The organism is Aquabacterium sp. CECT 9606 (genome assembly GCF_918741295.1).
Taxonomy (GTDB): Bacteria; Pseudomonadota; Gammaproteobacteria; order Burkholderiales; family Burkholderiaceae_C; genus Aquabacterium.
In genome coordinates this window covers 217,817-238,893 of sequence record NZ_CAKKNB010000004.1, presented here as the reverse complement: position 1 = coordinate 238,893, position 21,077 = coordinate 217,817, and the positions used below count along the sequence as shown (strand labels likewise).

Annotated in this window: 19 protein-coding genes and 1 tRNA gene; 17 read left to right on the top strand and 3 right to left on the bottom strand. The window is 63.3% G+C overall.

Going from position 1 to position 21,077, the window contains the following annotated elements:
• Window position 1: 1 nt before the first annotated feature.
• Complete coding sequence (locus LQ232_RS18355) at window positions 2–1,465, bottom strand: methyltransferase domain-containing protein (protein WP_230181841.1); 1,464 nt, start codon at window positions 1,463–1,465, stop codon at window positions 2–4.
• The gene (locus LQ232_RS18350; RefSeq protein ID WP_230181840.1) at window positions 1,462–3,339 is read right to left on the bottom strand and encodes a tetratricopeptide repeat protein; all 1,878 of its coding nucleotides are present in this window, start codon (window positions 3,337–3,339) and stop codon (window positions 1,462–1,464) included. Before LQ232_RS18350 ends, LQ232_RS18355 begins: the two co-directional genes overlap by 4 nt.
• A 425-nt stretch (window positions 3,340–3,764) precedes the next feature.
• On the opposite strand from LQ232_RS18350, the gene LQ232_RS18345 reads away from it, so the two are divergent.
• The 13 genes from LQ232_RS18345 to LQ232_RS18285 all read left to right on the top strand — a co-directional run bounded on the left by LQ232_RS18345 (window position 3,765) and on the right by LQ232_RS18285 (window position 16,476).
• The gene (locus LQ232_RS18345; RefSeq protein ID WP_230181839.1) at window positions 3,765–4,610 is read left to right on the top strand and encodes a flagellin; all 846 of its coding nucleotides are present in this window, start codon (window positions 3,765–3,767) and stop codon (window positions 4,608–4,610) included.
• 235 nt (window positions 4,611–4,845) lie between these two features.
• On the top strand, window positions 4,846–5,691 hold the full coding sequence (locus tag LQ232_RS18340; RefSeq protein WP_230181838.1) for a flagellin: 846 nt from the start codon (window positions 4,846–4,848) through the stop codon (window positions 5,689–5,691).
• A 101-nt stretch (window positions 5,692–5,792) separates the two neighbouring features.
• Window positions 5,793–7,259, top strand: coding sequence for a flagellar filament capping protein FliD (gene fliD, locus LQ232_RS18335; protein WP_230181837.1), 1,467 nt, complete (start codon window positions 5,793–5,795; stop codon window positions 7,257–7,259).
• A gap of 76 nt (window positions 7,260–7,335) precedes the next feature.
• Window positions 7,336–8,583, top strand: a complete 1,248-nt coding sequence (gene fliD, locus LQ232_RS18330; RefSeq protein ID WP_371820307.1) for a flagellar filament capping protein FliD — start codon at window positions 7,336–7,338, stop codon at window positions 8,581–8,583.
• A 137-nt stretch (window positions 8,584–8,720) separates the two neighbouring features.
• A complete protein-coding gene (gene fliS, locus LQ232_RS18325; RefSeq protein ID WP_230181835.1) occupies window positions 8,721–9,188 on the top strand; it encodes a flagellar export chaperone FliS in 468 nt (155 codons plus the stop codon).
• Window positions 9,185–9,532 (top strand): flagellar protein FliT, encoded by a 348-nt coding sequence (locus LQ232_RS18320; protein WP_230181834.1) that lies wholly within the window; start codon window positions 9,185–9,187, stop codon window positions 9,530–9,532. The genes fliS and LQ232_RS18320 overlap by 4 nt, the downstream gene beginning before the upstream one ends.
• A gap of 12 nt (window positions 9,533–9,544) precedes the next feature.
• Window positions 9,545–10,258 carry a flagellar brake protein gene (locus LQ232_RS18315; protein ID WP_230181833.1) on the top strand — a complete coding sequence of 238 codons (714 nt, stop codon included), beginning with the start codon at window positions 9,545–9,547 and terminating at the stop codon, window positions 10,256–10,258.
• A 46-nt stretch (window positions 10,259–10,304) separates the two neighbouring features.
• The gene (gene hemC, locus LQ232_RS18310) at window positions 10,305–11,270 is read left to right on the top strand and encodes a hydroxymethylbilane synthase (protein ID WP_230181832.1); all 966 of its coding nucleotides are present in this window, start codon (window positions 10,305–10,307) and stop codon (window positions 11,268–11,270) included.
• Window positions 11,271–11,276: 6 nt separating this feature from the next.
• Entirely contained in the window at window positions 11,277–12,098 is an 822-nt protein-coding gene (locus tag LQ232_RS18305; protein ID WP_230181831.1) for a uroporphyrinogen-III synthase, read from the top strand.
• Window positions 12,095–13,222, top strand: a complete 1,128-nt coding sequence (locus LQ232_RS18300; protein WP_230181830.1) for a uroporphyrinogen-III C-methyltransferase — start codon at window positions 12,095–12,097, stop codon at window positions 13,220–13,222. The genes LQ232_RS18305 and LQ232_RS18300 overlap by 4 nt, the downstream gene beginning before the upstream one ends.
• 26 nt (window positions 13,223–13,248) lie before the next feature.
• Window positions 13,249–14,502 (top strand): heme biosynthesis HemY N-terminal domain-containing protein, encoded by a 1,254-nt coding sequence (locus tag LQ232_RS18295; protein WP_230181829.1) that lies wholly within the window; start codon window positions 13,249–13,251, stop codon window positions 14,500–14,502.
• Window positions 14,503–14,564: 62 nt separating this feature from the next.
• Window positions 14,565–14,641, top strand: a tRNA-Arg gene (locus LQ232_RS18290).
• Between the two features lie 113 nt (window positions 14,642–14,754).
• Window positions 14,755–16,476, top strand: coding sequence for a diguanylate cyclase (locus LQ232_RS18285; protein WP_230181828.1), 1,722 nt, complete (start codon window positions 14,755–14,757; stop codon window positions 16,474–16,476).
• Between the two features lie 14 nt (window positions 16,477–16,490).
• Here LQ232_RS18285 and LQ232_RS18280 read toward each other — a convergent pair whose 3' ends face one another.
• The gene (locus tag LQ232_RS18280) at window positions 16,491–16,994 is read right to left on the bottom strand and encodes a DUF1993 family protein (RefSeq protein WP_230181827.1); all 504 of its coding nucleotides are present in this window, start codon (window positions 16,992–16,994) and stop codon (window positions 16,491–16,493) included.
• A gap of 151 nt (window positions 16,995–17,145) precedes the next feature.
• On the opposite strand from LQ232_RS18280, the gene LQ232_RS18275 reads away from it, so the two are divergent.
• The 4 genes from LQ232_RS18275 to LQ232_RS18260 all read left to right on the top strand — a co-directional run bounded on the left by LQ232_RS18275 (window position 17,146) and on the right by LQ232_RS18260 (window position 20,979).
• Window positions 17,146–17,598: an Hsp20/alpha crystallin family protein gene (locus tag LQ232_RS18275; protein ID WP_230181826.1), complete on the top strand. Its 453-nt coding sequence runs from the start codon at window positions 17,146–17,148 to the stop codon at window positions 17,596–17,598.
• 30 nt (window positions 17,599–17,628) lie between these two features.
• Window positions 17,629–18,006, top strand: a complete 378-nt coding sequence (locus LQ232_RS18270; protein ID WP_230181825.1) for an Hsp20/alpha crystallin family protein — start codon at window positions 17,629–17,631, stop codon at window positions 18,004–18,006.
• A gap of 61 nt (window positions 18,007–18,067) precedes the next feature.
• A complete protein-coding gene (ylqF, locus tag LQ232_RS18265; protein WP_230181824.1) occupies window positions 18,068–19,027 on the top strand; it encodes a ribosome biogenesis GTPase YlqF in 960 nt (319 codons plus the stop codon).
• Window positions 19,024–20,979, top strand: coding sequence for a 3'-5' exonuclease (locus LQ232_RS18260; protein ID WP_230181823.1), 1,956 nt, complete (start codon window positions 19,024–19,026; stop codon window positions 20,977–20,979). The genes ylqF and LQ232_RS18260 overlap by 4 nt, the downstream gene beginning before the upstream one ends.
• Window positions 20,980–21,077: the final 98 nt, after the last annotated feature.

The following is a 21,077-nucleotide window of genomic DNA, read 5'->3' as shown; positions in this document are numbered from 1 at the left end:
GTCAGTTGTCGTCGGGCAGGCAGAAATCAGGGCGCATGACACGCGCGGTGGTGCGCTCTTTCAAGGTCGTCTCGATCTTGGTGAGCACCACCTTCATGAAGGCGGCTTTTTCTCGGCCGCACTCCACCAGCTTGTCGTCCAGATAACCGAACTGCTCGACCGTGAAACGGTGTTCGAACCAGCCCAGGTACCAGAACCAGTCGGTGTAGTACAGCCAGGATTTTTCATTCAAAGCGCGCAGGTGAGTCGGGTCTTGCCAAGCGGTGGCTGCGTGCTCGTAAGGCACCTCCAGCAAGAACTTGCCACCCAACTTGAGCAACTTCAGGCAATTGCCCATCAACTCGGGCAGATCGGGCACATGCTCCAGCACGTTGTTGGCATAGACCAAGTCCACGCTGCCGGCTTCCAGGCACACCGGGCCGGCGTAGGGCGTTTGCGCCCGAACTGGCCAGGTCACGGATCGTCCCAGGTCCAGCACCAGATCGGGCTGTGCGCGGTCCAGCACATCGATGTTCAGCCACCCTGGCTTGTAGTCCTTGCCCGACCCCAGGTTGATGCGGGTCGGTTGCCAAGCCTCTTGTGGCCTGGCCTGCTGGTGAGTGCGGCCATAGCCTGCGGCAAAAGCCAGTAGATCGGCATAGGCTTCGACAGGGTCAGCCTCTTGAAAATTCACCAGGCCATTGATGGCCTGCTCGTAGAACGCAGGCGTGCCAAACTGCTGCGCAAAGAAGCCTTCCAGCTGGGCTTCCTCGACCCACAGCACGCTGTTCTCAAAGGCTGCGTGAGGCTTGGCCAGGGGCGAACGCTCCGAGATGACGGGCGTTCCCAAAGACAGGCAATGCGACACACGGGCCTGCTCAAAGCGGCTGCTGGGGTAAAAGTGCGCGTTGAACACGGCCTTGGATTGCACGATGAACTGGTCGCGCTCGGGGCCGTACAAGGGACTTTCAAACAGGCTGACCTTCACGCCCTGCGCTTCGATGCGTTCGATCATGCTGCGGCGTCGTTCGTTCATGCTGCCGATGAACAGCAGGTCGATCGGCCGATCTTCCAGCGGCAGGAACTCGACCTGCGACAGGTAGGGCGCATACAGGAACGGCACCAGAGGCACGTCGTCGGCATGCGATGAATAGGCGGACACATTGTCGGCGTCGTAATCCACCACGGCTGAACTGGCCAACAATTGGAGGTAGTCGCGCGCGACGGCTGCGCCACCTTGGCCCAACTGCTCCAGATTCACGAAGATGCAGCTGTGGCGCTGGCGCAGCGAGGCGTCGAAGCCCAGGTGCGCACCAAAGATGAAGTTGACCGCGTCATGCCTCAACCGGTTCTTGGCCAGGCTCACCTGCGCACCCATGCGGCGGAACTGGTGACGGAAATACCGTGCCTGGTCCAGGAAGCCCAGCGAGTGCACGTACCCGCTCGGCTGCACGATGCACAGGTGGACTTGGGGGAGCTGGGTCATGGGGCGGTTCCGTCAATGAGTGAGATGTGATCAAAGGGCAAGCCTTGTGACCAACGCTCGGCCATGGCCCACAACAACTGGCCGAAGTCGCGCGTGTAGCTGTGGCTGTCGAACAATGGCGCGGTCTCTCGGGCGTGGACCAGTTGGTCGCGAATCGTCTGGCGCTGAACCAAGTCGGTGGCCAGTTGCATCACCTTGGCCTCGTAGTCGATCAGGTTGGTGGTGACCAGTTCAGGCAGGCCCACGTCGGTCAACAAGCTGGCGGCCACGCGCGATGCAAAGGTGTTGCCAGCGTAAGTGACCATCGGCACACCAGCCCACAAGGCATCGCTGGCGGTGGTGTGCCCATTGCAAGGCCAGGTGTCGATGAACAAGTCAGCCAAAGCAAGGCGGCTCATGTGTTCTTTGGGTCCGACCCTGGGTGCAAAGATCAGGCGGCTGGCGTCCACACCCCGGGCTTCGGCTTCGGCACGCAGCTGCGGGGGTGACTGGTCGTTCCACTGCAGCAGCCACAGCACCGAGCCGGGCAGCTGGCGCAACATGCGGCACCAGACGTCAAACACTTCCGGAGACAGCTTGAATGGCTGGTTGAAGCCGCACAGCACCAAGGCATCCCGTGGCAATCCCACTTCTTCGCGGGTGCAAGGCTGAGGCTTGGCGCGCTGGCGATCGTTGGGCTGGTAGCAACGTGGCATCAAGGCCAGCTTCTCGCTGTAGTTGTCCGCATGCTCCAGTGGCGACACGATGGCATCGCCAATGAAGTAGTCCATGTACTCGGCACCCGTCGTGCCGGGAAAGCCCAGGAAGCTGACTTGAACCGGCGCAGGCCGGTGGCCGAAGATGCCCAGGCGGCCGCTGCGCGTGTGGCCTTTCAGGTCCACCAACACTTCGATGCCGTCTTCTCGGACCATCTGGGCCACCTGCAGGTCGCTCAAGGCCTCGACGGCGACAAACTTGGCGCAGGCCAGCTTGAGCCGATCTCGCATGGGACTGCCATCTTCCGGGCCATGCGAGTACATGACGACTTCAAAGCGCGGATCGGCGTTCAGATGCTCGAACACTTCGGCCATCAGGATGGCTGTGGCGTGCTGGTGGAAATCGGCGGACACAAAACCGACGCGCAGGCGCTCGCCCAGTGCCCGGGACGCCAATGGCGGGAGCGGCTCGGCCAAACGGGCCTGGAAGCGCGCGCATGAGCGGGCCACGCGCAGATGTTCTTGCGCATCGTCGGTGACCGTGACATGCGCGAACACGGATGCCCAAGCCTTTGAGTCGGCAGGCAACCTGGCAGCCAGTCCGCGCAAAACCACGAGGTCGGTCTTGGCATGCTGCCAGGAGCAGATCTCTCTTTCGATGAAAGTCAACAGGCCTTGCGCGGCCAAGTCACCAGGCCCCATGCCCAAGGCCAGCGCCGTGCGAAAGCATTCGATGGCTTCTGGCTTGAGCCCGAGCGCATTGAATGACAGGCCAAGCCGGTAGTGAGACAGGACGTGGTCGATGTCCCGCCCCAAGGCCTCGAACAAGGCACTGATGGCCTTCTCGTGTTGATTGGAGTTGAACAGCGACTCACCCAGGAGCTGGTAGTACCGGGTTGAACGCGCCACGTGCTCGGGCAGTTGCTGCATCAACACCACGCTTTCGGCGTGGCGATTCTGCTGGTTCAGGCACTCACAAGCGATCTCCAGGGCAATGACATTGTCGGGCTCTTGGGAGACCACCTTCATGGCTGTGAGGTGGGCATCCTTGATATCACCGTTCTTCATCTGGGCCCGCGCCAGGTTCAGCAAGTACAGCGCATCGCGCGGTTGCCCTCTCACGGCCTGATCAAACGCAGCCTGCGCCTTGGGCCAGTCGCCGGACTTGGCGTATTTCACACCCGCCTCCCAATTCTGTTGGGCCAGCCTCAAGACTTGGCTTTTCGCGCCGTTATGAGTCTTGTTCGGAGTTTTAGCGGGTTTCTGGTGAATAGCCATGAACCGCAGTCTAGAAAGAATGTCTGGAGCCCAGATTTGAAGTTGGCAGCCGCAAGCCGCTTTTTTCACCGGATCTAAAAGTTCCTAGACCCTTTCAAAAAAAAACTCAAGTCCCTGCAAGCACGTTCCGATAACTAAACCAACGGCCTTCACATCAATTAAGTAAGTAGGCACGTGGTCCGGTTAGCCGGCCGATGGTTCTGGTGGCCAAGCCACTTGGGCAACGCGGTTGACTAGCGTCGGGCAGGCGAGCTGCAGTAGCTGTATCGCTGCACCAATCTTGTTTAGGCGCTTTCCGCCGTTTTTTTTACCATTAGGAGTACACCATGGCTTCCATCATCAGCACAAACTTGAACTCGCTGAACGCTCAGCGCAACACGTCGGCCTCGCAAATGTCGCTGGCCACCTCCATGCAGCGTTTGTCGTCAGGTCTGCGGGTCAACTCCGCCAAGGACGACGCCGCCGGTCTGGCCATCGCCGAACGCATGTCCGCTCAAGTCAAGGGCATGAACGTCGCAGTGCGCAATGCCAATGACGGCATCTCGCTGGCTCAAACGGCTGAAGGCGCCTTGGGCAAAGTTGGCGAATCGCTGCAACGCATGCGTGAACTGGCTGTCCAAGCCCGTAATGCCACCAACAGCGACGGCGACAAGGATTCGCTGGACAAGGAATTCCAACAACTGTCGGCCGAAATCAAGCGCGTTCTGGGTGGCACCACCTTCAACGGCAAGGCCATCATCGGTAGCGACGCAGACACCTTGACGTTCCAAGTTGGTGCCAACACCACCGACAACGACATCATCTCGATCACGACCACCGACATGACCACCGACGCCAGCATCACCGCTGTCACGGACACAACGGTCGTGATCGACAGCACGACGGACGCCACCGCATTGGCAACCGTGATCGACGACATCGACGGCGCCATCGACCGCATCAACAACGAACGCGCCGTCTACGGTGCCACGCAAAACCGCTTCGACTCGGTGATCTCGAACCTGCAAGTGTCGGTTGAAAACCAGACCGCCGCCCGCAGCCGGATCATGGATGCCGACTTCGCCTCGGAAACGGCCAACCTGTCTCGTGCCCAGATCCTGCAACAGGCTGGCAACGCGATGATCGCCCAGGCCAACCAGTTGCCCCAGCAAGTCCTGTCGCTGCTGCGCTGATCTTCCTGGCAACTCCCGGGCTCCAGCAGCCCGGACCGCCTCCAAGCCACCTTCGGGTGGCTTTTTCATTGGTTTGGATTAAAGCGGTTTTCACTCCTCACATCCGACGATTGCCGGCTAAAGAACTCTCGAACAATCGAGTCACAGGTCAAAGCTTTTCAACCAGCATCTTTGGCCAGCTTTCTAGCAGGCCGGCGTGCGCGCCGGAAGTCACAGGATTTCTCAGGAGTGCCCCATGGCCCAAACGATCAACACCAATCTGAATTCGCTGAACGCTCAGCGGAATCTGAACATGTCGCAGACTTCCCTGTCTGTGTCGATGCAGCGTTTGTCTTCGGGCTTGCGCGTCAACTCCGCCAAGGACGATGCCGCCGGCCTGGCCATCGCCGAGCGGATGAACTCCCAGATCAAGGGGATGAACGTCGCAGCGCGCAATGCGAACGACGGCATTTCCTTGGCGCAAACGGCTGAAGGCGCCCTTGGCAAGGTCAGTGATGCCCTGCAACGCATGCGGGAACTGACGGTTCAAGCGCGCAATGCATCGAACAGCGACAGCGACCGCGACTCGCTGAACAAGGAATTCCAGCAGTTGTCCGCAGAAATCATCCGCGTGACCGCTGGCACCACCTTCAACGGCAAGCCCATCCTCGCCACTGGCGCTGCACAAGATTTCCAGATCGGGGCCAACACCACGGCCAACGACATCATCACCATCACCACCACGGACATGACGGCTGATCCCAGCATCACGGCCGTGACGGATGCCCTGACCGTGATCGACAGCACATCGACCACCACCACCCTGGGTGACGTGATCAATGCCATCGATGGCGCCCTGGACCGCATCAACAGCGAACGCGCTGTCTACGGTGCCACGCAGAGTCGTTTTGACGCGATCATCTCGAATTTGCAGGTTTCTGCCGAGAACCAGACCGCTGCCCGCAGTCGGATCATGGACGCCGACTTTGCCGCGGAAACGGCCGCCATGTCGCGCGCTCAGATCCTGCAACAAGCTGGCAATGCCATGGTCGCCCAGGCGAACTCCCTGCCCCAGCAAGTGCTCAAGCTGCTGCAAGGCTGATCTTTGAGGGCTTAAGTTTCCGGCTGGTGGTGCCGATACACCTTGTGTCGAGCCACGTTGTGTAACGGGCCGAGACGTTTCGTGGGCTGAAGGAGCAACACATGGCCACCACCAGTAGCATCAGTTCCCTGGGCATCGGCAGCGGTCTGCAGGCAAACGACATTGTGGCCAAGCTGGTTTCGGTGGAAAGCCAGCCTATCGTCAACCTGCAAGCCGCTTCAGACAAGCTGCAGACGAAGATCTCGGCCTACGGGCAGGTCCAGTCCGCAGTGTCGAGCGTGCGTGATGCCGCCCGAAAACTGACTTCGGCCGACTTGTGGGGCGCTACCGCCGCCGCCTCAGCGGATGCCACCGCCGTGAACGCCACCACTTCGGCAGGCGCCCAGGTGGGCACCTACGCCGTCGACGTGACGGTTCTGGCCAAAACTCAATCGGTGGTGACCAAGACTTCACTGGCCTCAGGCGCAAGCACCTTGGGCTCGGGCACTTTGACCATCGACCTGGGCACCTGGACCGGCAACAGCTTTGCTGCCAAATCGGGCACCACACCCGTGACAATCAATGTGGCGGCCACCGATACGCTGGCCAACATCCGCGACAAGATCAACAGCAGCAATTCAGGCGTCAAGGCTTCGATCATCACGGACTCGTCAGGGTCGCGCCTGGTCATGCAATCAGCCACCACCGGCGAGGCCAATGGCTTTCGCATCACAGCCGCCGACGCGGGCGACGGCAACAACGCTGATGATGCCGGACTGTCTGCCCTGGCCTACGACCCTGGCAACGCCACCGCCGGCACGAATTTGAGCCAGGCCGCCACGGACGCGGAAGCAACGATCAACAACGTCCCCATCAAGTCAGCCACCAATACCCTGAGCGAAGTGGTGTCCGGCTTGACCATCACCTTGAGCAAGGTCACCAGCAGCCCCACCATCACCACCGGCCCGATCAGCATCACGGTCAGCCAGGACACGGCCACCATCACCAAGGCCGTCACGGACTTCGCCACGGCGTATTCGGCCATGGCCAGCCTGTTGAAGAGCAACACGAAGTACGACGAGAGCACCAAGACCGCCGGCACCTTGCAAGGCGACAGCGGTGCCCTGAGCGTGCAGAACCAGTTCCGGGCCCTCCTGGGCAGCAGCTCCGATGCGTCGAGCACCTTTGGCACCCTGTCGTCCATCGGGCTTGAAATCCAGACCGATGGCACGGTCAAGGTCAACAGCACCAAGCTGACCAGCTCGCTGGGCAACCTGGGCGAAGTCAAAAAGCTGTTCATGAACTCGGATTCGGTCGACTCCAACAAGGATGGCATCATGACCCGCTTGCGGGTGCTGAGCGACAACCTGATGGGCAGCGAAGGCATCCTGACCTCGCGCACGGCCGGGCTCAAGCAAACCATCACCGACAACGGCAAGCGGCAAGAGAGTTTGCAAGCCCGTGTGGACTTGTATGAAAAGCGCCTGAAGGCGCAGTACACGGCACTTGACACCATCATGGCGGGCCTCACCAGCCAGGGCAACTACGTGACACAGATGATCAACTCGCTCAACAACAGCAGCAGTTGATCAAGCCCTGCCACGGCAGGATTTCACGAGTTATTGCCGATTGCTTCTCAAGACTGAGCCAAGCCTGCCGAAACCCATGGTGAATGGGTTTTTTGTGCAGGTTTTCAGCAGTACCGGGAGCAATATCATGGCTTCAATCTCCGTATCGGGGACGGGCAGTGGCATTGATGTCAGTTCGTTCGTCACACAGCCACCACTGACGGTTGACAAACCGTCAGCTGAGTCATCGCGAGCCATCCCGGCTGAACCTGTCCAGACCCACTTATCCCCCCAGGGAAAATTGCAAAGCGCGCAATCCAACTACGCGAGCGCCGCCCAATACCTGGCCAATGAGATGAGCTGGGCCAACACCGCCACACAGTCCAGCCAGCCATCGGCCGTCTCGGCCTCCAGTGACGGCACCGCCGCGGCGGCGGGCAACTACAGCATTGAAGTGAACTCCCTGGCCACGGCACAGGCCACCTCGTCCGCGTCCTTCTCTGGTGTGGGCACCGTCATCGGCCTGGGCACCCTGCACATCGAGCTGGGTGGCTTGAACAGCTCACAAACGGCGTTTTCAACCAACCCCAATTGGCCCAAATCGGACGTGCGCCTGGGCCCGCACGACAACTCGCTGGAAAAGATCCGCGACAAGATCAACGCAGCGGGCGTGGGGGTGGTGGCCTCGGTCATCAGCGATGCCACCGGCTCACGCCTGGTGCTGCGATCGACCAACACCGGCGCAGACAACGGTTTCAAGGTCTCGGCCTCAGGTGAGGGCGGCAAGCCCCCCAGCCCCGATCTGGCGGCCCTGGGCTTCGACCCCATGCAAACTCAGCAAAGCACCGTGCAGACGCAAGCCGCGAGCGATTCCAAAGCCAAGGTCAATGGCGTGGATTTTCAATCGCCCACCAACACCATCTCGAACGCCGTGCAGGGCGTGAGTTTCAAGCTGGGCAAGGTCACCGATGGACCGGTCAACGTGTCGATCGGCCAGGACCAAGATGCCTTGAAGAAATCGATCGACCAGTTCACCCAGGCATACAACGAATTGAACGCGCTGGGGCAGCCCCCCACCGCGCCAAACCAGCGCCTGGTCGACATCGGCATTGATCAGGACGCCAGCGGCGACCTGAAGGTGGACAGCGCCAGGCTGGACAAGGCACTTGTCAGACAGCCTGAAAAGGTCCGGGATGTGTTTGCCGAAGCCGCAGAACTGGCATCCGCCGCCAAAGCCCAGGTGCCATCGCCAGCGCGCAGCTCGCAACAAGCTGCGACCTCCTATGCACAGAAGCTGCTGGACCAGTACAAGTCGCTCGAGTCCAGCGAGACCGCTGCACATTGATTTTTCGTGTTGGAAAACAGAGGCCCAAACCCCCTCCATTTCGCGCAATCAGGATGGCGTTTGAGGTTCAAGCTGATCAGGGAAGTGTCGATAAATAGCTCAACGCTGATTGCAGCATCTTCCGAGAGTCATTTCAGATGTACGCCACCATCACAGCCTCCTCTGCCAACGTCTTTGGTCCCCGGACCTCGGGCAACATGTACCGCCAGGTCGGTCTCGAAACCGGCGTCAGCGGTGCGTCGCCGCATCAGCTGATCGGCATGCTGCTCAATGGCGCGCTCGAAGCCATTGCCCAGGCACGGGGCGCCATCAAAGCCAAGCAGGTCGAAACCAAGTGCAAGGCCATCAGCAAGGCCGTGAGCATCGTCGACGAGGGCCTGAAGGCCAGCCTTGACCTGAAAACCGGCGGCGAACTGGCCGCCAACCTGAATGACTTGTACGCCTACGTGACCACCCGTCTGACGCAGGCCAATCTGCATTCGGATGACGAAATCCTGGAGGAATGCGCCAACCTCCTTGGCCCTTTGCGCGATGCCTGGAGCAGCATTGGCTCCGGCAACGTGGAACAAGCGCGCACAACCTACCTTGAAGGGGTTCGCCCATGAACGCCCCAGAACTGATCACCGCCCCTGACGAAGACATCCAAGCAGGAAGCCTTTTGAGTTACTACGAAGCCATCGAAACCGCCAGCCACGACATGCTGGAAGCTGCCCGCACGGGCGATTGGGACACCGTGGTCCGCCTTGAAGGCGCCTGCGCCGTGCTGATCTCTCAGCTCAAGCACGCGGCCGACCAATACCCGCTGGGCGCCGATGAACGCGCGCTCAAGAGCCGCATCATGCAGCGCATCCTGGTCAACGACGCCGAGATTCGCCACTTGGCCGAACCCTGGATCAATGACCTGAGCAAGATGATGGGCAGCAAGTCGGATCCTTCCCAGATGCATTGACCACAGCGGCCCATGGACGACTACCGAATCACCTCGCCTGTTGAAGTCGACGACTTCCTCAAGCGATTGCTCAATGCCAATGCCTTGATGACGCTGAGCGGTCCTGGCGGGACCAGCTACACCACCATGCTGTGGGCGGTCGATTCAACGCGTGGCATCGTGTGCTTCAGCGCCGAGACGGGTGACACCCGTTTGCAAGCGCTGCTGGAAACCGAAGAGGTGGTGGCCGTGGGCTATCTGGACAGCATCAAGCTCCAGTTCGACCTGGAAGGCGTGGTGCAGGTGCATGGCAATGGCACCGTGGCCCTCAACGCGCAATACCCGCGCACGCTTTACCGCTTTCAACGGCGCTCCAGCTTCCGCGTCAAGCCGCTGGTCAGCAGCACCCCGGTGGCGCACATGCGCCACCCCGCCCTGCCCGACATGAAACTGGATCTGCGCGTGCTGGACATCAGCCTGGGCGGTGTGGCGCTGTTCTTGCCGCACAACGTGCCCATGGTGTCCCCCGGCGTCAAGATTGGCCAGTGTTTTCTGGACCTGGACTCTGACACGCGCCTGGAGATCGGCCTGATCATCCACCACGTCAGCGTGATCAACCCCGAATCCCAAGGCGCCCGCCTGGGGTGCGAATTGATCAACGTGAACGGCGCCACCGAACGCGCCCTGCAGCAGTACGTCAACCAGACCGAAAAAAGGCGCCTGGCATTGGCCATGAGCCAGGACTGAGCCCACGGCTGGCACGCAGCGCCCCGAGCGCTGATAGCATCGCCGCATGACCGCTCATGACAAGACCCCCTCGGCGTGGGTGATCGCCACCCGCGAAAGCCGCCTGGCCCTGTGGCAGGCTGAACATGTTCGCGACCTGCTTCAAACCCGTTTCAGCCACCCCGTCTCCCTGCTGGGCATGACCACCCGAGGCGATCAGATCCTCGACCGCTCGCTGTCCAAGGTGGGCGGCAAAGGCCTGTTCGTCAAAGAGCTTGAAGTGGCCCTGGAGGAAGGCCGGGCCGATCTGGCCGTGCACTCGCTCAAAGACGTGCCCATGGAACTGCCCGATGGCTTCGTGCTGGCCTGCGTTCTGGAGCGTGAAGACCCCCGCGATGCCTTTGTGTCCAACGATTTCGCCACCCTGGACGCCCTGCCCCAGGGTGCAGTGGTGGGCACCTCCAGCCTGCGCCGCCTGACGCAACTGCGCGCATTGCGCCCCGATTTGAAGATCGAACCCTTGCGTGGCAACCTGGACACCCGACTGCGCAAGCTGGACGACGGCCACTATGCCGCCATCATCCTGGCCACAGCCGGCCTCAAACGCCTGGGCCTGGCCGAGCGCATCCGCCAGGTCATCGACACCAACGTCATGTTGCCCGCCGCCGGGCAGGGTGCCCTGGGCATCGAAGTTCGCCTGGATCACCCAGACCTGGTGACACGGCTGGCCACGCTCACGCACACGCCCACCTGGCTGGCCACGCTGGCCGAACGCGCTGTCTCGCGCGCCCTGGGTGGCAGTTGCTCCATGCCCCTGGCCGCTCACGCGCAGTGGTCAGGCAGCGATGCCGCCACGCCAGGCACCATGACGTTGCGCGCGCTGTTGGGCCACCCCGCCCAGAACCAACTGGTGCGCGCCCAGCTGCAAGGCTCACCCACCACGCCGGCCGAGGCCGAAGCCCTGGGCCAGCAAGTGGCGCAGCAGCTTCAGGCCCAAGCCGGCCCCGAGTGGCTGGCCGCGCTGGTGGCCTGAGCTGGCATGAGGCTGCTGGTCACCCGGCCCGAACCCCAAGCCAGCGCCTGGGTTGAGCAACTGCGGTCCTTGGGCGTGGATGCCCAGGCCCTGCCATTGATCGACATCCAGGCACCCACCGACCCGGCGCCCGTTCAAGCCCTGTGGCGCCAATTGCACCAGGCCCGCCTGCTGATGTTCGTCAGCCCCAGCGCGGTCGAATGGTTCTTCCGCCTGCGCCCGCCAGGCTGCCTTTGGCCAGAGCAGACCTTGGCCGCGGCCCCTGGCCCCGGCACGGCCCGGGCCTTGACGCAGACCGCGCAGGACGCCAAGGTGAGCCTGCCCCCCATCATCTGCCCCAGTGAGGACGCCGCCCAGTTCGACTCCGAAACCCTGTGGCCACTGCTGCAAACGCTCGATTGGCAAGGCCAGGCCGTCTGGACCATCAGCGGCGGTGATCGCCAGGATGCCAAGGGCCGGGCCTGGCTGAGCGAGCAATTGCGCTCGCGTGGCGCCACCGTCACCCCGCTGCTGACCTACCAGCGCCGTGCCGCGTCATGGTCGCCCGATCAGCAAACAATGGCCCAGGCCGCCGCACAGCAGCCCTCCGATCACCGCTGGCTGTTCAGCAGCTCTGAAGCCATTGACCACCTCACCGACACGCTGATGCCCGACCAATCCTGGCACGAGGCCACCGCACTGGCCACCCATCCACGCATCGGCGAGCGCGCCAGGCTGGCCGGATTTGGCCGAGTAATTGCGACACGCCCCACACCCGAGGCAGTGGTGGCCGCACTACGACCCGCGGAATCGGGCCGCGCCCACGTCGATACAATGAATCCATCGTGAGCGAAACCGACGTCATCCTTCAGCCTGAACCCGACTACCAACCCGTGGCCACCTCGGACTGGATGCGCTGGGCCGTCCTCGTCCTCACCGCGGTTTGCGTGGGTGGCGCCTGGCTGGCCTGGACCACCCAGAAAAAGGTCGACACCCTGGAACAGGAGTTGGTGCGCCGCCAGCAAGACAGCCAAAGCCAAGCTGCCGAAGCGCGCCTGCTGGCCAAGCAGGCCCAGGACATCTCTCGCGAGGCCGCCGCCCGCACCACCTTGCTCGAAACCCGGTTGGCCGAAGTCACCTTGCAACGCAGCCAGGTCGAAGACCTCATCAAATCGATGTCCCTGTCGCGCGACGAAAACCTGGTGGTGGACGTCGAAGCCGCGCTGCGCGTGGCCGTGCAGCAATCGGCCCTGACCGGCAGCGCCGAACCCCTGATCACCGCCATGAAATCGGCGGAAGACCGCCTGAGCCGCGCCCGGCAACCTCGGCTGGACGGCGTGCGCCGCTCGCTGGCCAAAGACCTGGACCGCATCAAAGCCACCCGCGTGGCCGATCTCTCGTCCCTCACGATTCGCCTGGACGAGGCCATTCGCCTGGTTGATGAGTTGCCACTGATCAGCCAGCCCGTTGACGAGTCTGGCCGAGCGTTGGCCCGCCCTACTGCCCCACCGCCCAAGGGCAAGGCCGCGCAACGCGCCAAACAAGCTGCCAGCAGTGCCTCCACTGTCGAATCGGCCGCATCAGACGCCCCGCTGGGCGATCAATTGATGCGTTGGGGCCAAAGCACCGCGCGGACCGCCTGGCAGGAAGCCCAGGCCCTGGTGCGCATCACCCGCATCCGCCAGCCTGAAGCCATCCTGATCACGCCCGAGCAATCGTTCTTCCTGCGCGAGAACCTCAAGCTGCGACTGCTGAACGCGCGACTGGCCCTGTTGAGCCGGCAATCGGCCTCGGCCGTGGCCGACGTGAACGTGGCACAAGCAGCCCTGGCCAAGTACTTTGACACCCAATCGCGCAAGACCCAGTTGCTGCAAAACCTGCTGACCGACGTGGCCACGCAAAGTTCGCAGACCCTGGTGCCCCGCCCCGATGACACGCTGGCCACCCTGGCCGCCATCGCCGGCGGGCGCTGAGCCGCCCCTGAAAGACACCGCCTTCCATGCGCACCATCGTCTGGCTCCTGTTGCTCGCGGTCGTGGCGGTTGTCGCCGCCTCTGGCCTGGGCGGCAACGACGGCCTGGTCAGCATTTACTGGCTGGGCTGGCGCACCGACCTGTCCTTCAACCTGTTCGTGATCGGGATGGTGCTGCTGTTCCTGGCCATCTACTCCACGATCCGTGGGCTGGACTCCCTGATCGGCCTGCCCCAGCGTGCCAAGCGCTGGCGCCTGATGCAACGCGACCGCGCCGCCCAGACAGCCCTGCGCGAAGCCCTGGCCCTCTACCTGGCCGCCCGCTACACGCGTGCCCACCGCGAAGCCCAGCGCGCCATCGCCATCCAGGCCGACACGCCCGATCTGGCCCTTGATGCCGAGTTCACCGCCTTGTCGCACCTGTTGTCCGCCGGCAGCCTGCACCGCCTGCAAGACCGCAAGCAGCGCGACGAACACCTGCAGCGTGCGCTTGACCTGTCTCTGCTGACGCGCCGCCCCCGCGCCACCGAAGAAGGCGCCCGCCTGTTGGCCGCCGAGTGCGCCATCGACGACCGCGACGCCACCCGCGCACTGCGCGACCTGGGTGAACTGGCGCCGGGCGTGGCCCGCCGCACGCAGGCACTGCGCTTGAAGCTGCAAGCCGCCCGCCTGGCACGACAGCCCCTGGAAGCGCTCAAGACCGCGCGCCTGCTGGCCAAGCACCAGGGCTTCACCGAAGGCGCCGCCGAAGGCCTGTTGCGCACCCTGGCCACCGAAACGCTGGAAACCGCGCGCGATGCCGAGCAACTGCGCAAGATCTGGCAGCAACTCGATCCCGCCGATCGACGCGACCCCATCGTGGTGGCCCGTGGCGCCACGCGCATGTCCGAGCTGGGCGCCCCCAAGGAAGCCCGCCAATGGCTGGCTCCTTTGTGGGATCAGATCAGCCGGCAAACGCCAGAAGCCAGTGAAGCCCTGGCCCGGGCCTTGTCGAACAGCCTGCTGGGCCTGGAGGCCGAATGGCTGCCGCGCCTGGACGCCGCCACGCCATCGGCCTTGCGCAGCGCAGGCCTGGCCCTGGCCGTGGGCTTGGCGCTCGCCGAACGGCAGCTCTGGGGCAAGGCCCGAAGCCTGCTGTTGTCGGCCGCCAATGACCTGCAACTGGACAGCCACCGCCGCCGCCGCGCCTGGACCCGCCTGGCCCAGTTGGCCGAACAAGAGCACCGTGCCGATGAAGCCGCGCGGTTCTACCGTCTGGCGGCCTTGGCTGATGCCTCTTGATTTCAAATATTTTGCGCCCGGCTTTACAAGACGCTTAAATCAATGCTACATTATTGGTCTTGGCGGCTGTAGCTCAGTTGGATAGAGTACTTGGCTACGAACCAAGGGGTCGTGGGTTCGAATCCTGCCAGCCGCACCAGAAATGACGAGGGTCAGCAAGTTAACTTGCTGACCCTTTTGTCATTTTCGGCCGCATTCAAGTGCCGCCACCCTGTGCCGATAACGTTGCATCAAGTCATGCAGACGGTGCACATGAGGTCCAAACTCCTTCCGCTTCTGAGTTTCAGAACGCACATCGCGATTGTTTTCGGTGGGCTGGTCATCGTCGTGGCCGCGGCCCTCACCTTCGCCCTGGGCCAGATGCTGAAAACCCAGATCCAGCGTGACTCTGGCGGCGCCCTCAGCGTGATCGCCAAGAATGCCTCGCAGATGCTGGCCGACGGCCTGTACGACCGCAGCCGCGAGGTTCAAGTGCTGACCGAATCCCCCGCCATCTGGAGCGGCGGCCTGGACGGCCCCGAGGTGGCACACAACCTGGCCCGCAGCCAGGCCATGCGGCCCAACAGCCTCTGGATTGGCGTGGCCGACACCGAAGGCGTGGTCAAGTCGGCCACTGGTGGCCTGCTGCTGGGCAAGAACGTCAAGGAACGGCCCTGGTTCGCCGCCGGCATCCAACGCAACTTCGTGGGCGATGTGCACCCCGCCAAACTGCTGGCCTCGCTGATTCCCCGCCCCGCGACCAGCGAGCCTTTGCGCTTCGTGGACTTCGCCGCCCCCATCAAGGTCGGCGGCAAGGTGGTCGGCGTGCTGGGTGTCCATGGCAGCTGGGATTGGGCGCGCGACGTGGTGGAGTCGCTGTACCCCGCGAACGCCAAGGCACGCGAATTGTCGGCCTTCATCTTTGACCGATCAGGCGCCGTCATCTATGCGCCCAACGGCAAAACCGCCGAGTACGCCGAAGCGGGCATGCGCCTGCCCGTGAGCCTGTCCATCGCACCCGGCCGCGACGGCGAAGATCAACCCGCCTCGGTGATGAAGTGGCAGGACGGCCAGGAGTACCTGACCGCCGTCGTGCGCATGAAAGCCCGCAGCGTGGCCAGCGACATGGGCTGGTACGTGGTGGTGCGCGAGCCCGTGGGCATCGCCTTTGCCAGCAGCCACGATGCCATGCTGCGCAGCCTCATCGTCGGACTGGCGATTGCCTTCGTGACCGGCGTGATCGCCTGGATGGCGGCAGGCCGAGTGAGTGAACACCTGACCACCATGGCCCGCTCGGCCCGCGATGTGGAACTGGGCTTGCCCGGCGCCTCCATCGCCTTGCTGGACAGCAGTGCAGAGGTGCACGCCCTGTCGACCGCGCTCCACAACATGACCCGGCGCCTGATCACGCTCAATGAGCAGATGGAAGACAAGGTCAAGTTGCGCACGCAAGAGCTGGAAGCGGCCAACCGCGAGCTGGATCGGCAATCGCGCAGCGATCACCTCACTGGCGTGCTGAACCGCCGTGGCTTTGAGGCCCAACTGAAGATCGCCTTGTCATCGGCCAAGCGCCGCAGCAGCCCGATCAGCGTCATCATGGTCGATCTGGACCACTTCAAGCAGGTCAATGACACGCACGGACATGATGTGGGTGACCAGGTGATCCGGCACCTGTCGGACACCCTGCGCCAACGCGTGCGCGACTCAGACATCGTGGCCCGCATGGGCGGCGAAGAATTCATCGTGATGCTGCCGGACACCGACGCCAAGGGCGCCCAGATCCTGGCCGATGAACTGGTCAAGGTCGTGGCCTCGCGCCAGGCGCCGGTGGCCGGCAAGGTCACCATCAGCGCTGGTGTGTCACAACTGGACATGAAGGTCGAAGACCTGACCGAGATGCTCAAGGGCGCCGACGAAGCGCTGTACGTGGCCAAACGCTCCGGCCGCAACCAGGCGGTCTTGCACGACGCTGGCGCCATGGCCTCCATGGCTTGAGCAGCCCCGAAAGGTCAGTTGCCCAGGTAATCGCGCTTGCCGATCTCGACCCCGCCGTGGCGCAGCAGGTTGTAGGCCGTCGTGACGTGGAAAAAGAAGTTGGGCAACACGGCTTCCGTCAAGTACTGCTGGCCTTTTGACTCGACCACACGATCGCGCATCTTGATCGAGATGTCGCGCTCTTCGCTGCCATCGATCTGCTCGGGCTGCAGGGTAGCCAGGTAATCCACTGTCTTGGCGATGCGGGCCTGCAGCTCGGCGAAGCTGGTTTCAGTGTCTTCAAAGCGAGGGATCTCCACGCCCGCGAGGCGCGAGGCGCCGCCCTTGATCATGTCGCAGGCGATCTGCACCTGGCGGGTCAAAGGGAACATGTCGGGAAAGATGCGCGAGTTGAGCAGCGCGCTTTCATCGATCTTGCGGGCCTCGCAATGCGCGGCGGCCTTGCCCAGGATGGTCGACAGGTTGTTCAGGATGCGGGTGGCCACGGGCACGCTGGCCGAGTACATGGAGAGGGACATGGTGTGCTTTCTGAGGGGGTGGGGAGCCGCATTACACCCCAAGCGCGAAAAACCTGCACGAACAAGGCCCCTCTTGAAATCCCGCAGCCGGCCACTATCTCCTGCAGCAGACGCACGGTGCGTCGCCCTTCATTGCGACAGGAGAACTGCCATGTACCCTTCACTGCAAAGCCATGCCAGCGGCGTGTTCGGCGACTTTGAACGTCTGCGCCGCGAACTGGACGATGTCTTCGGCCTGGGCACCGCGCCCACCAGCATCCGGTCCGCCGGACCCGGCGCCTTCCCGGCCCTCAACGTGGGACACACCCCTGCCAGCGTCGAGATCTACGCCTTCGCCCCCGGCATTGATCCGGACCAGGTTGAAGTCACGCTCGACCGTGGCGTGCTGACCCTGGCCGGTGAGCGCCCATCCGCCGTGCCCGAGGGCAACGAGAAGGTCAGCGTGTACGGCCGCGAACGCCTCAGTGGCCGCTTCAAGCGCGCCGTGAGCCTGCCCGACGACGTGGACCCGGACCGCGTGCAAGCCAGCTACAGGGACGGTGTGCTGCACATCAGCATTGGCCGGCGCGAAGCCGCCCAGCCCAAGCGCATCACCATTCAATGAATGACCGAAACGCACATAGGAGTTGAGACCATGAACAACCAACAACTGCAGCAGACCGACAACTCGTCACGCCCCACCCGGGCCATGGTGCCCCGCGTGGACGTGCTGGAAGACCAGACCGGCATCACCTTGCTGGCCGACCTGCCGGGCGTGGCCAAGGAGCAGCTTGAGCTGAAAGTGGATGGCGACACGCTGCTGATCGAGGGCAGTGTGGGCACACTGACCCAGGAAGGCCTGGAGCCCACCTACGCCGAAGTGCGGCTGCCCTTGTACCGGCGCGCCTTCACGCTGAGCCGCGAGCTGGACTCATCGCGCATCGAGGCCAACCTGAAGAACGGCGTGCTGAACCTGCGCATTCCCAAGCAGGCGCATGCCCAGCCACGGCGCATCCCCATTCAGGTGAACTGATGCGCTGTGGGAGTGGGACAATGGCGGGGCCCCGTTCACCCTAGCCCTGAAAGTCAGCACGATGCCCATCCAATGGTTTCCCGGTCACATGCACCTGACCAAAAAAGCCATCGGCGAGCGCATCAAGGAAATTGACGTCGTGATCGAGCTGCTGGACGCCCGCTTGCCGGGCTCCAGCGCCAATCCCCTCCTGCACCAACTGACGGGCCACAAGCCCAAGCTGAAACTGCTGAACAAGCAGGACCTGGCCGACCCGGTGCGCACCGAGGAATGGCTGGCCTACTACAACAGCCAACCCGACACCCGCGCCCTGGGGCTTGATGCCTCGGTGACTGCCCCGGCGCAGCGCCTCATCCAGGCCTGCCGGGCCCTGGCACCCTTGCGTGGCGGCATGGCCAAACCCATGCGCGTGCTGATCTGCGGCATCCCCAACGTGGGCAAGTCCACGCTGATCAACACCCTGACCGGCAAGAAGGCCACCAAGACGGGCGACGAGGCCGGCATCACGAAGATGGAGCAGCGCATCGCGCTGGCCAACGACTTCTACCTGTTCGACACACCTGGCATGCTCTGGCCCAAGATCATCGTGGACAAGAGCGGCTACAACCTGGCGGCCAGTGGCGCGGTGGGCCGCAACGCGTATGACGAAGAAGAAGTGGCGCTGGAACTGTTGAACTACCTGCGGCAGCACTACGCGCCTTTGGTTGAGGCGCGCTTCAAGCTGGACAACACGGCCGGCCTGCAAGACGAAGAACTGCTGACCGAGATCGGCCGCAAGCGCGGTGCGGTGCTGGGCGGCGGGCGCATCAACCTGCAAAAGGCTGGCGAAATCGTGCTCACCGATTTCAGGGCCGCCACCATGGGCCGCATCACCTTGGAAACGGTGGACGAGTTCCAGGCCTGGTGGGCGGCCGGCATGGCGATCGAAGCCGAGAAAGCCAAGAAGAAAAACAAGAGCAAGAAAGGCACCCGCGAGGCCGATGCTGAAGCCGCCCAAAACGTCGATTCGGGCGATGAATGACGGGCGCCGTTTTCCAGCCCAAAGGCATCACGCCGACCGCTGAGCAGCGCGCAATCCAGCTGGAGCGCCACCGGCACGTCGTCGTCGAGGCCAATGCTGGCGCGGCCAAGACCACCACCCTGGCCTTGCGCCTGGCCCAGGCCTTGGAGCGCGGCGCCAACCTGACCCACATCCAGACATTGACCTACACGGACGCCGCCGTGGCCTCGCTGCGCCTGGCGCTGGACCGCATCGGCATCCCGGCTGCCGTGCGCAACAAGCTCCGCATCCAGACCTTCGACCAGTTCTGCGCCGAACGCCTGGCCAGCGTCGAAGGGCCTGGCGTGACACGCTACAACGCGCCCGAGCAGCTCAAGCCTCATGTGCTGCAGGCGATCGACCGCGTCTTGTCCAACGAGGACGAGCGCCACCGCGACGAATTCGCCATCGAAGGTTCGGGCGAAGGCGCGGTGGAAGGCCTGCTGGCCTCCTTCGCCCGCCTGAAAGGCACGATGCAACTGACCCTGGAGGCGGCGGACCGCCCTTTGACACCGGCCCTTGCCGATGAACTGGGCCACGACTACCTGACCCTGCGCACCTTTTGGGCTTATGAGCACCTGCGCCGTGGCGGCCACCCTGATCGCCACGCCTTCCGGGCGCCCGACGACGCCACGCACGACCTGGCCAAGCTGCTACTGACCGAAGACGCTTTGCTGGAAGGCGAGCACCCCCTCGCGCTGGGCCTGCACCTGGTCCTGCTGGACGAGATGCACGACACCAACCGCGCCATGTTCACGGTGCTGCAGCACCTGATGGCTCAGAACCCAGCCGCCTTCATCGGCTTTGGTGACCGCGACCAGGTGATCCACGCCACGGCGGGCGCCGACGCCAGCTTCATGGGCAGTGGCTTTGACCGCGAGATCGGCCCGGCGCGGCGCCTGCCCCTGACCAGCTCCTACCGCTTTGGCCGGACCTTGGCGCACCATGTGGGCCGACTGGCGGTGAAGGACTACCTGTCCCAGAGCCTCCACGACACCCCCGTCAACATGGTGCGCTACGAGCACCTCAAGGAAGCGCACTGGCACATCGCCAAAGTCATCGCCGAGCGCGAAGGCCTGGGGCCCCAATCGCATTTGTCGGAAATTGCGGTGCTGCTGCGGCAGCCTCACCAGTCTGTCGAGCTGGAGAACCACCTGCTGGACAAAGGCGTGGACTACCGCACCGCAGGCTTCGACCCCTACCTGATGCGACCCGAGGTGCTGTTCGTGCGCGGGCTGATCGCCCATGCGCGCGAGGAGTTCGCGGCCATCGAAGACGTGGCCACGCGCGTGCGCATCCTCCAATCGCTGCTGCTGTTTTGCGGCTCTTTTGTCGAGGCCGACACCGACGACCACGGCCAGCAGCAACAGGCCGAGCAATTGGCCATCAAGGAAGTGGCCGCGCAGCCCGTGCTGGTGCCCCACTTCGTGCAGAACCAAGTGCTGCGCAACGCCCCACCCCACATCCGGGGACTGATCTACGCCGCGCTGGACGTGATCCGAGCCAACGCCACCGATGTGCTGATGGAACGCTTCATCCAGGCCCTGGCGCCCCAGCAACTGGCCGCCCGCGTGATGGTGCGCACCGATGACATTGCGCAGGTGAGCGCCAACATCCAGGGCCTGATCCAGTCGGCCGCCACCTTTGACAACGTCGAATCGTTCTTTCGGGCCATGAACGCGCGCGAAGTGCGTCAAAAATCCATGCGCAGCAAGCACTGCGTGGTGCTGTCCAGCATCGAAGCCGCCAAGGGCCTGGAGTTCGAGCACGTCATCATGCCGGGCCTGAACAAAGGCGAATTCGCTGTGGGCGGCAACACCGCCGACAACCGCAACCTGCTGTATGTGGGCATGACCCGCGCCAAGCACCGGCTCACCATCCTGTACGACGTCGGCAAGCCCAGCAAATACCTCGTCGACGCCGGGCTGATTTGATCCCCGTCAGCCATCAGGCAGTTGCGCTCTGCCGCCCGGTACGCCCTGCCTGGAAAATGACCCCACGAGGAAAGCCTTTTTGCCCCTCGAAGGAGCCT

What these genes read in the sequence shown, in the direction of transcription:
- LQ232_RS18270 (WP_230181825.1), top strand. Translation starts at nt 17,629, where the DNA reads ATGAACAACCAACAACTGCAGCAGACCGACAACTCGTCACGCCCCACC.
- LQ232_RS18305 (WP_230181831.1), top strand. Translation starts at nt 11,277, where the DNA reads ATGAGGCTGCTGGTCACCCGGCCCGAACCCCAAGCCAGCGCCTGGGTT.
- LQ232_RS18355 (WP_230181841.1), bottom strand. Translation starts at nt 1,465, where the DNA reads ATGACCCAGCTCCCCCAAGTCCACCTGTGCATCGTGCAGCCGAGCGGG.
- LQ232_RS18345 (WP_230181839.1), top strand. Translation starts at nt 3,765, where the DNA reads ATGGCTTCCATCATCAGCACAAACTTGAACTCGCTGAACGCTCAGCGC.
- fliD (WP_230181837.1), top strand. Translation starts at nt 5,793, where the DNA reads ATGGCCACCACCAGTAGCATCAGTTCCCTGGGCATCGGCAGCGGTCTG.
- LQ232_RS18285 (WP_230181828.1), top strand. Translation starts at nt 14,755, where the DNA reads ATGAGGTCCAAACTCCTTCCGCTTCTGAGTTTCAGAACGCACATCGCG.
- hemC (WP_230181832.1), top strand. Translation starts at nt 10,305, where the DNA reads ATGACCGCTCATGACAAGACCCCCTCGGCGTGGGTGATCGCCACCCGC.
- LQ232_RS18260 (WP_230181823.1), top strand. Translation starts at nt 19,024, where the DNA reads ATGACGGGCGCCGTTTTCCAGCCCAAAGGCATCACGCCGACCGCTGAG.
- LQ232_RS18320 (WP_230181834.1), top strand. Translation starts at nt 9,185, where the DNA reads ATGAACGCCCCAGAACTGATCACCGCCCCTGACGAAGACATCCAAGCA.
- ylqF (WP_230181824.1), top strand. Translation starts at nt 18,068, where the DNA reads ATGCCCATCCAATGGTTTCCCGGTCACATGCACCTGACCAAAAAAGCC.
- LQ232_RS18295 (WP_230181829.1), top strand. Translation starts at nt 13,249, where the DNA reads ATGCGCACCATCGTCTGGCTCCTGTTGCTCGCGGTCGTGGCGGTTGTC.
- LQ232_RS18280 (WP_230181827.1), bottom strand. Translation starts at nt 16,994, where the DNA reads ATGTCCCTCTCCATGTACTCGGCCAGCGTGCCCGTGGCCACCCGCATC.
- LQ232_RS18315 (WP_230181833.1), top strand. Translation starts at nt 9,545, where the DNA reads ATGGACGACTACCGAATCACCTCGCCTGTTGAAGTCGACGACTTCCTC.
- LQ232_RS18340 (WP_230181838.1), top strand. Translation starts at nt 4,846, where the DNA reads ATGGCCCAAACGATCAACACCAATCTGAATTCGCTGAACGCTCAGCGG.
- fliS (WP_230181835.1), top strand. Translation starts at nt 8,721, where the DNA reads ATGTACGCCACCATCACAGCCTCCTCTGCCAACGTCTTTGGTCCCCGG.
- fliD (WP_371820307.1), top strand. Translation starts at nt 7,336, where the DNA reads ATGGTGAATGGGTTTTTTGTGCAGGTTTTCAGCAGTACCGGGAGCAAT.
- LQ232_RS18275 (WP_230181826.1), top strand. Translation starts at nt 17,146, where the DNA reads ATGTACCCTTCACTGCAAAGCCATGCCAGCGGCGTGTTCGGCGACTTT.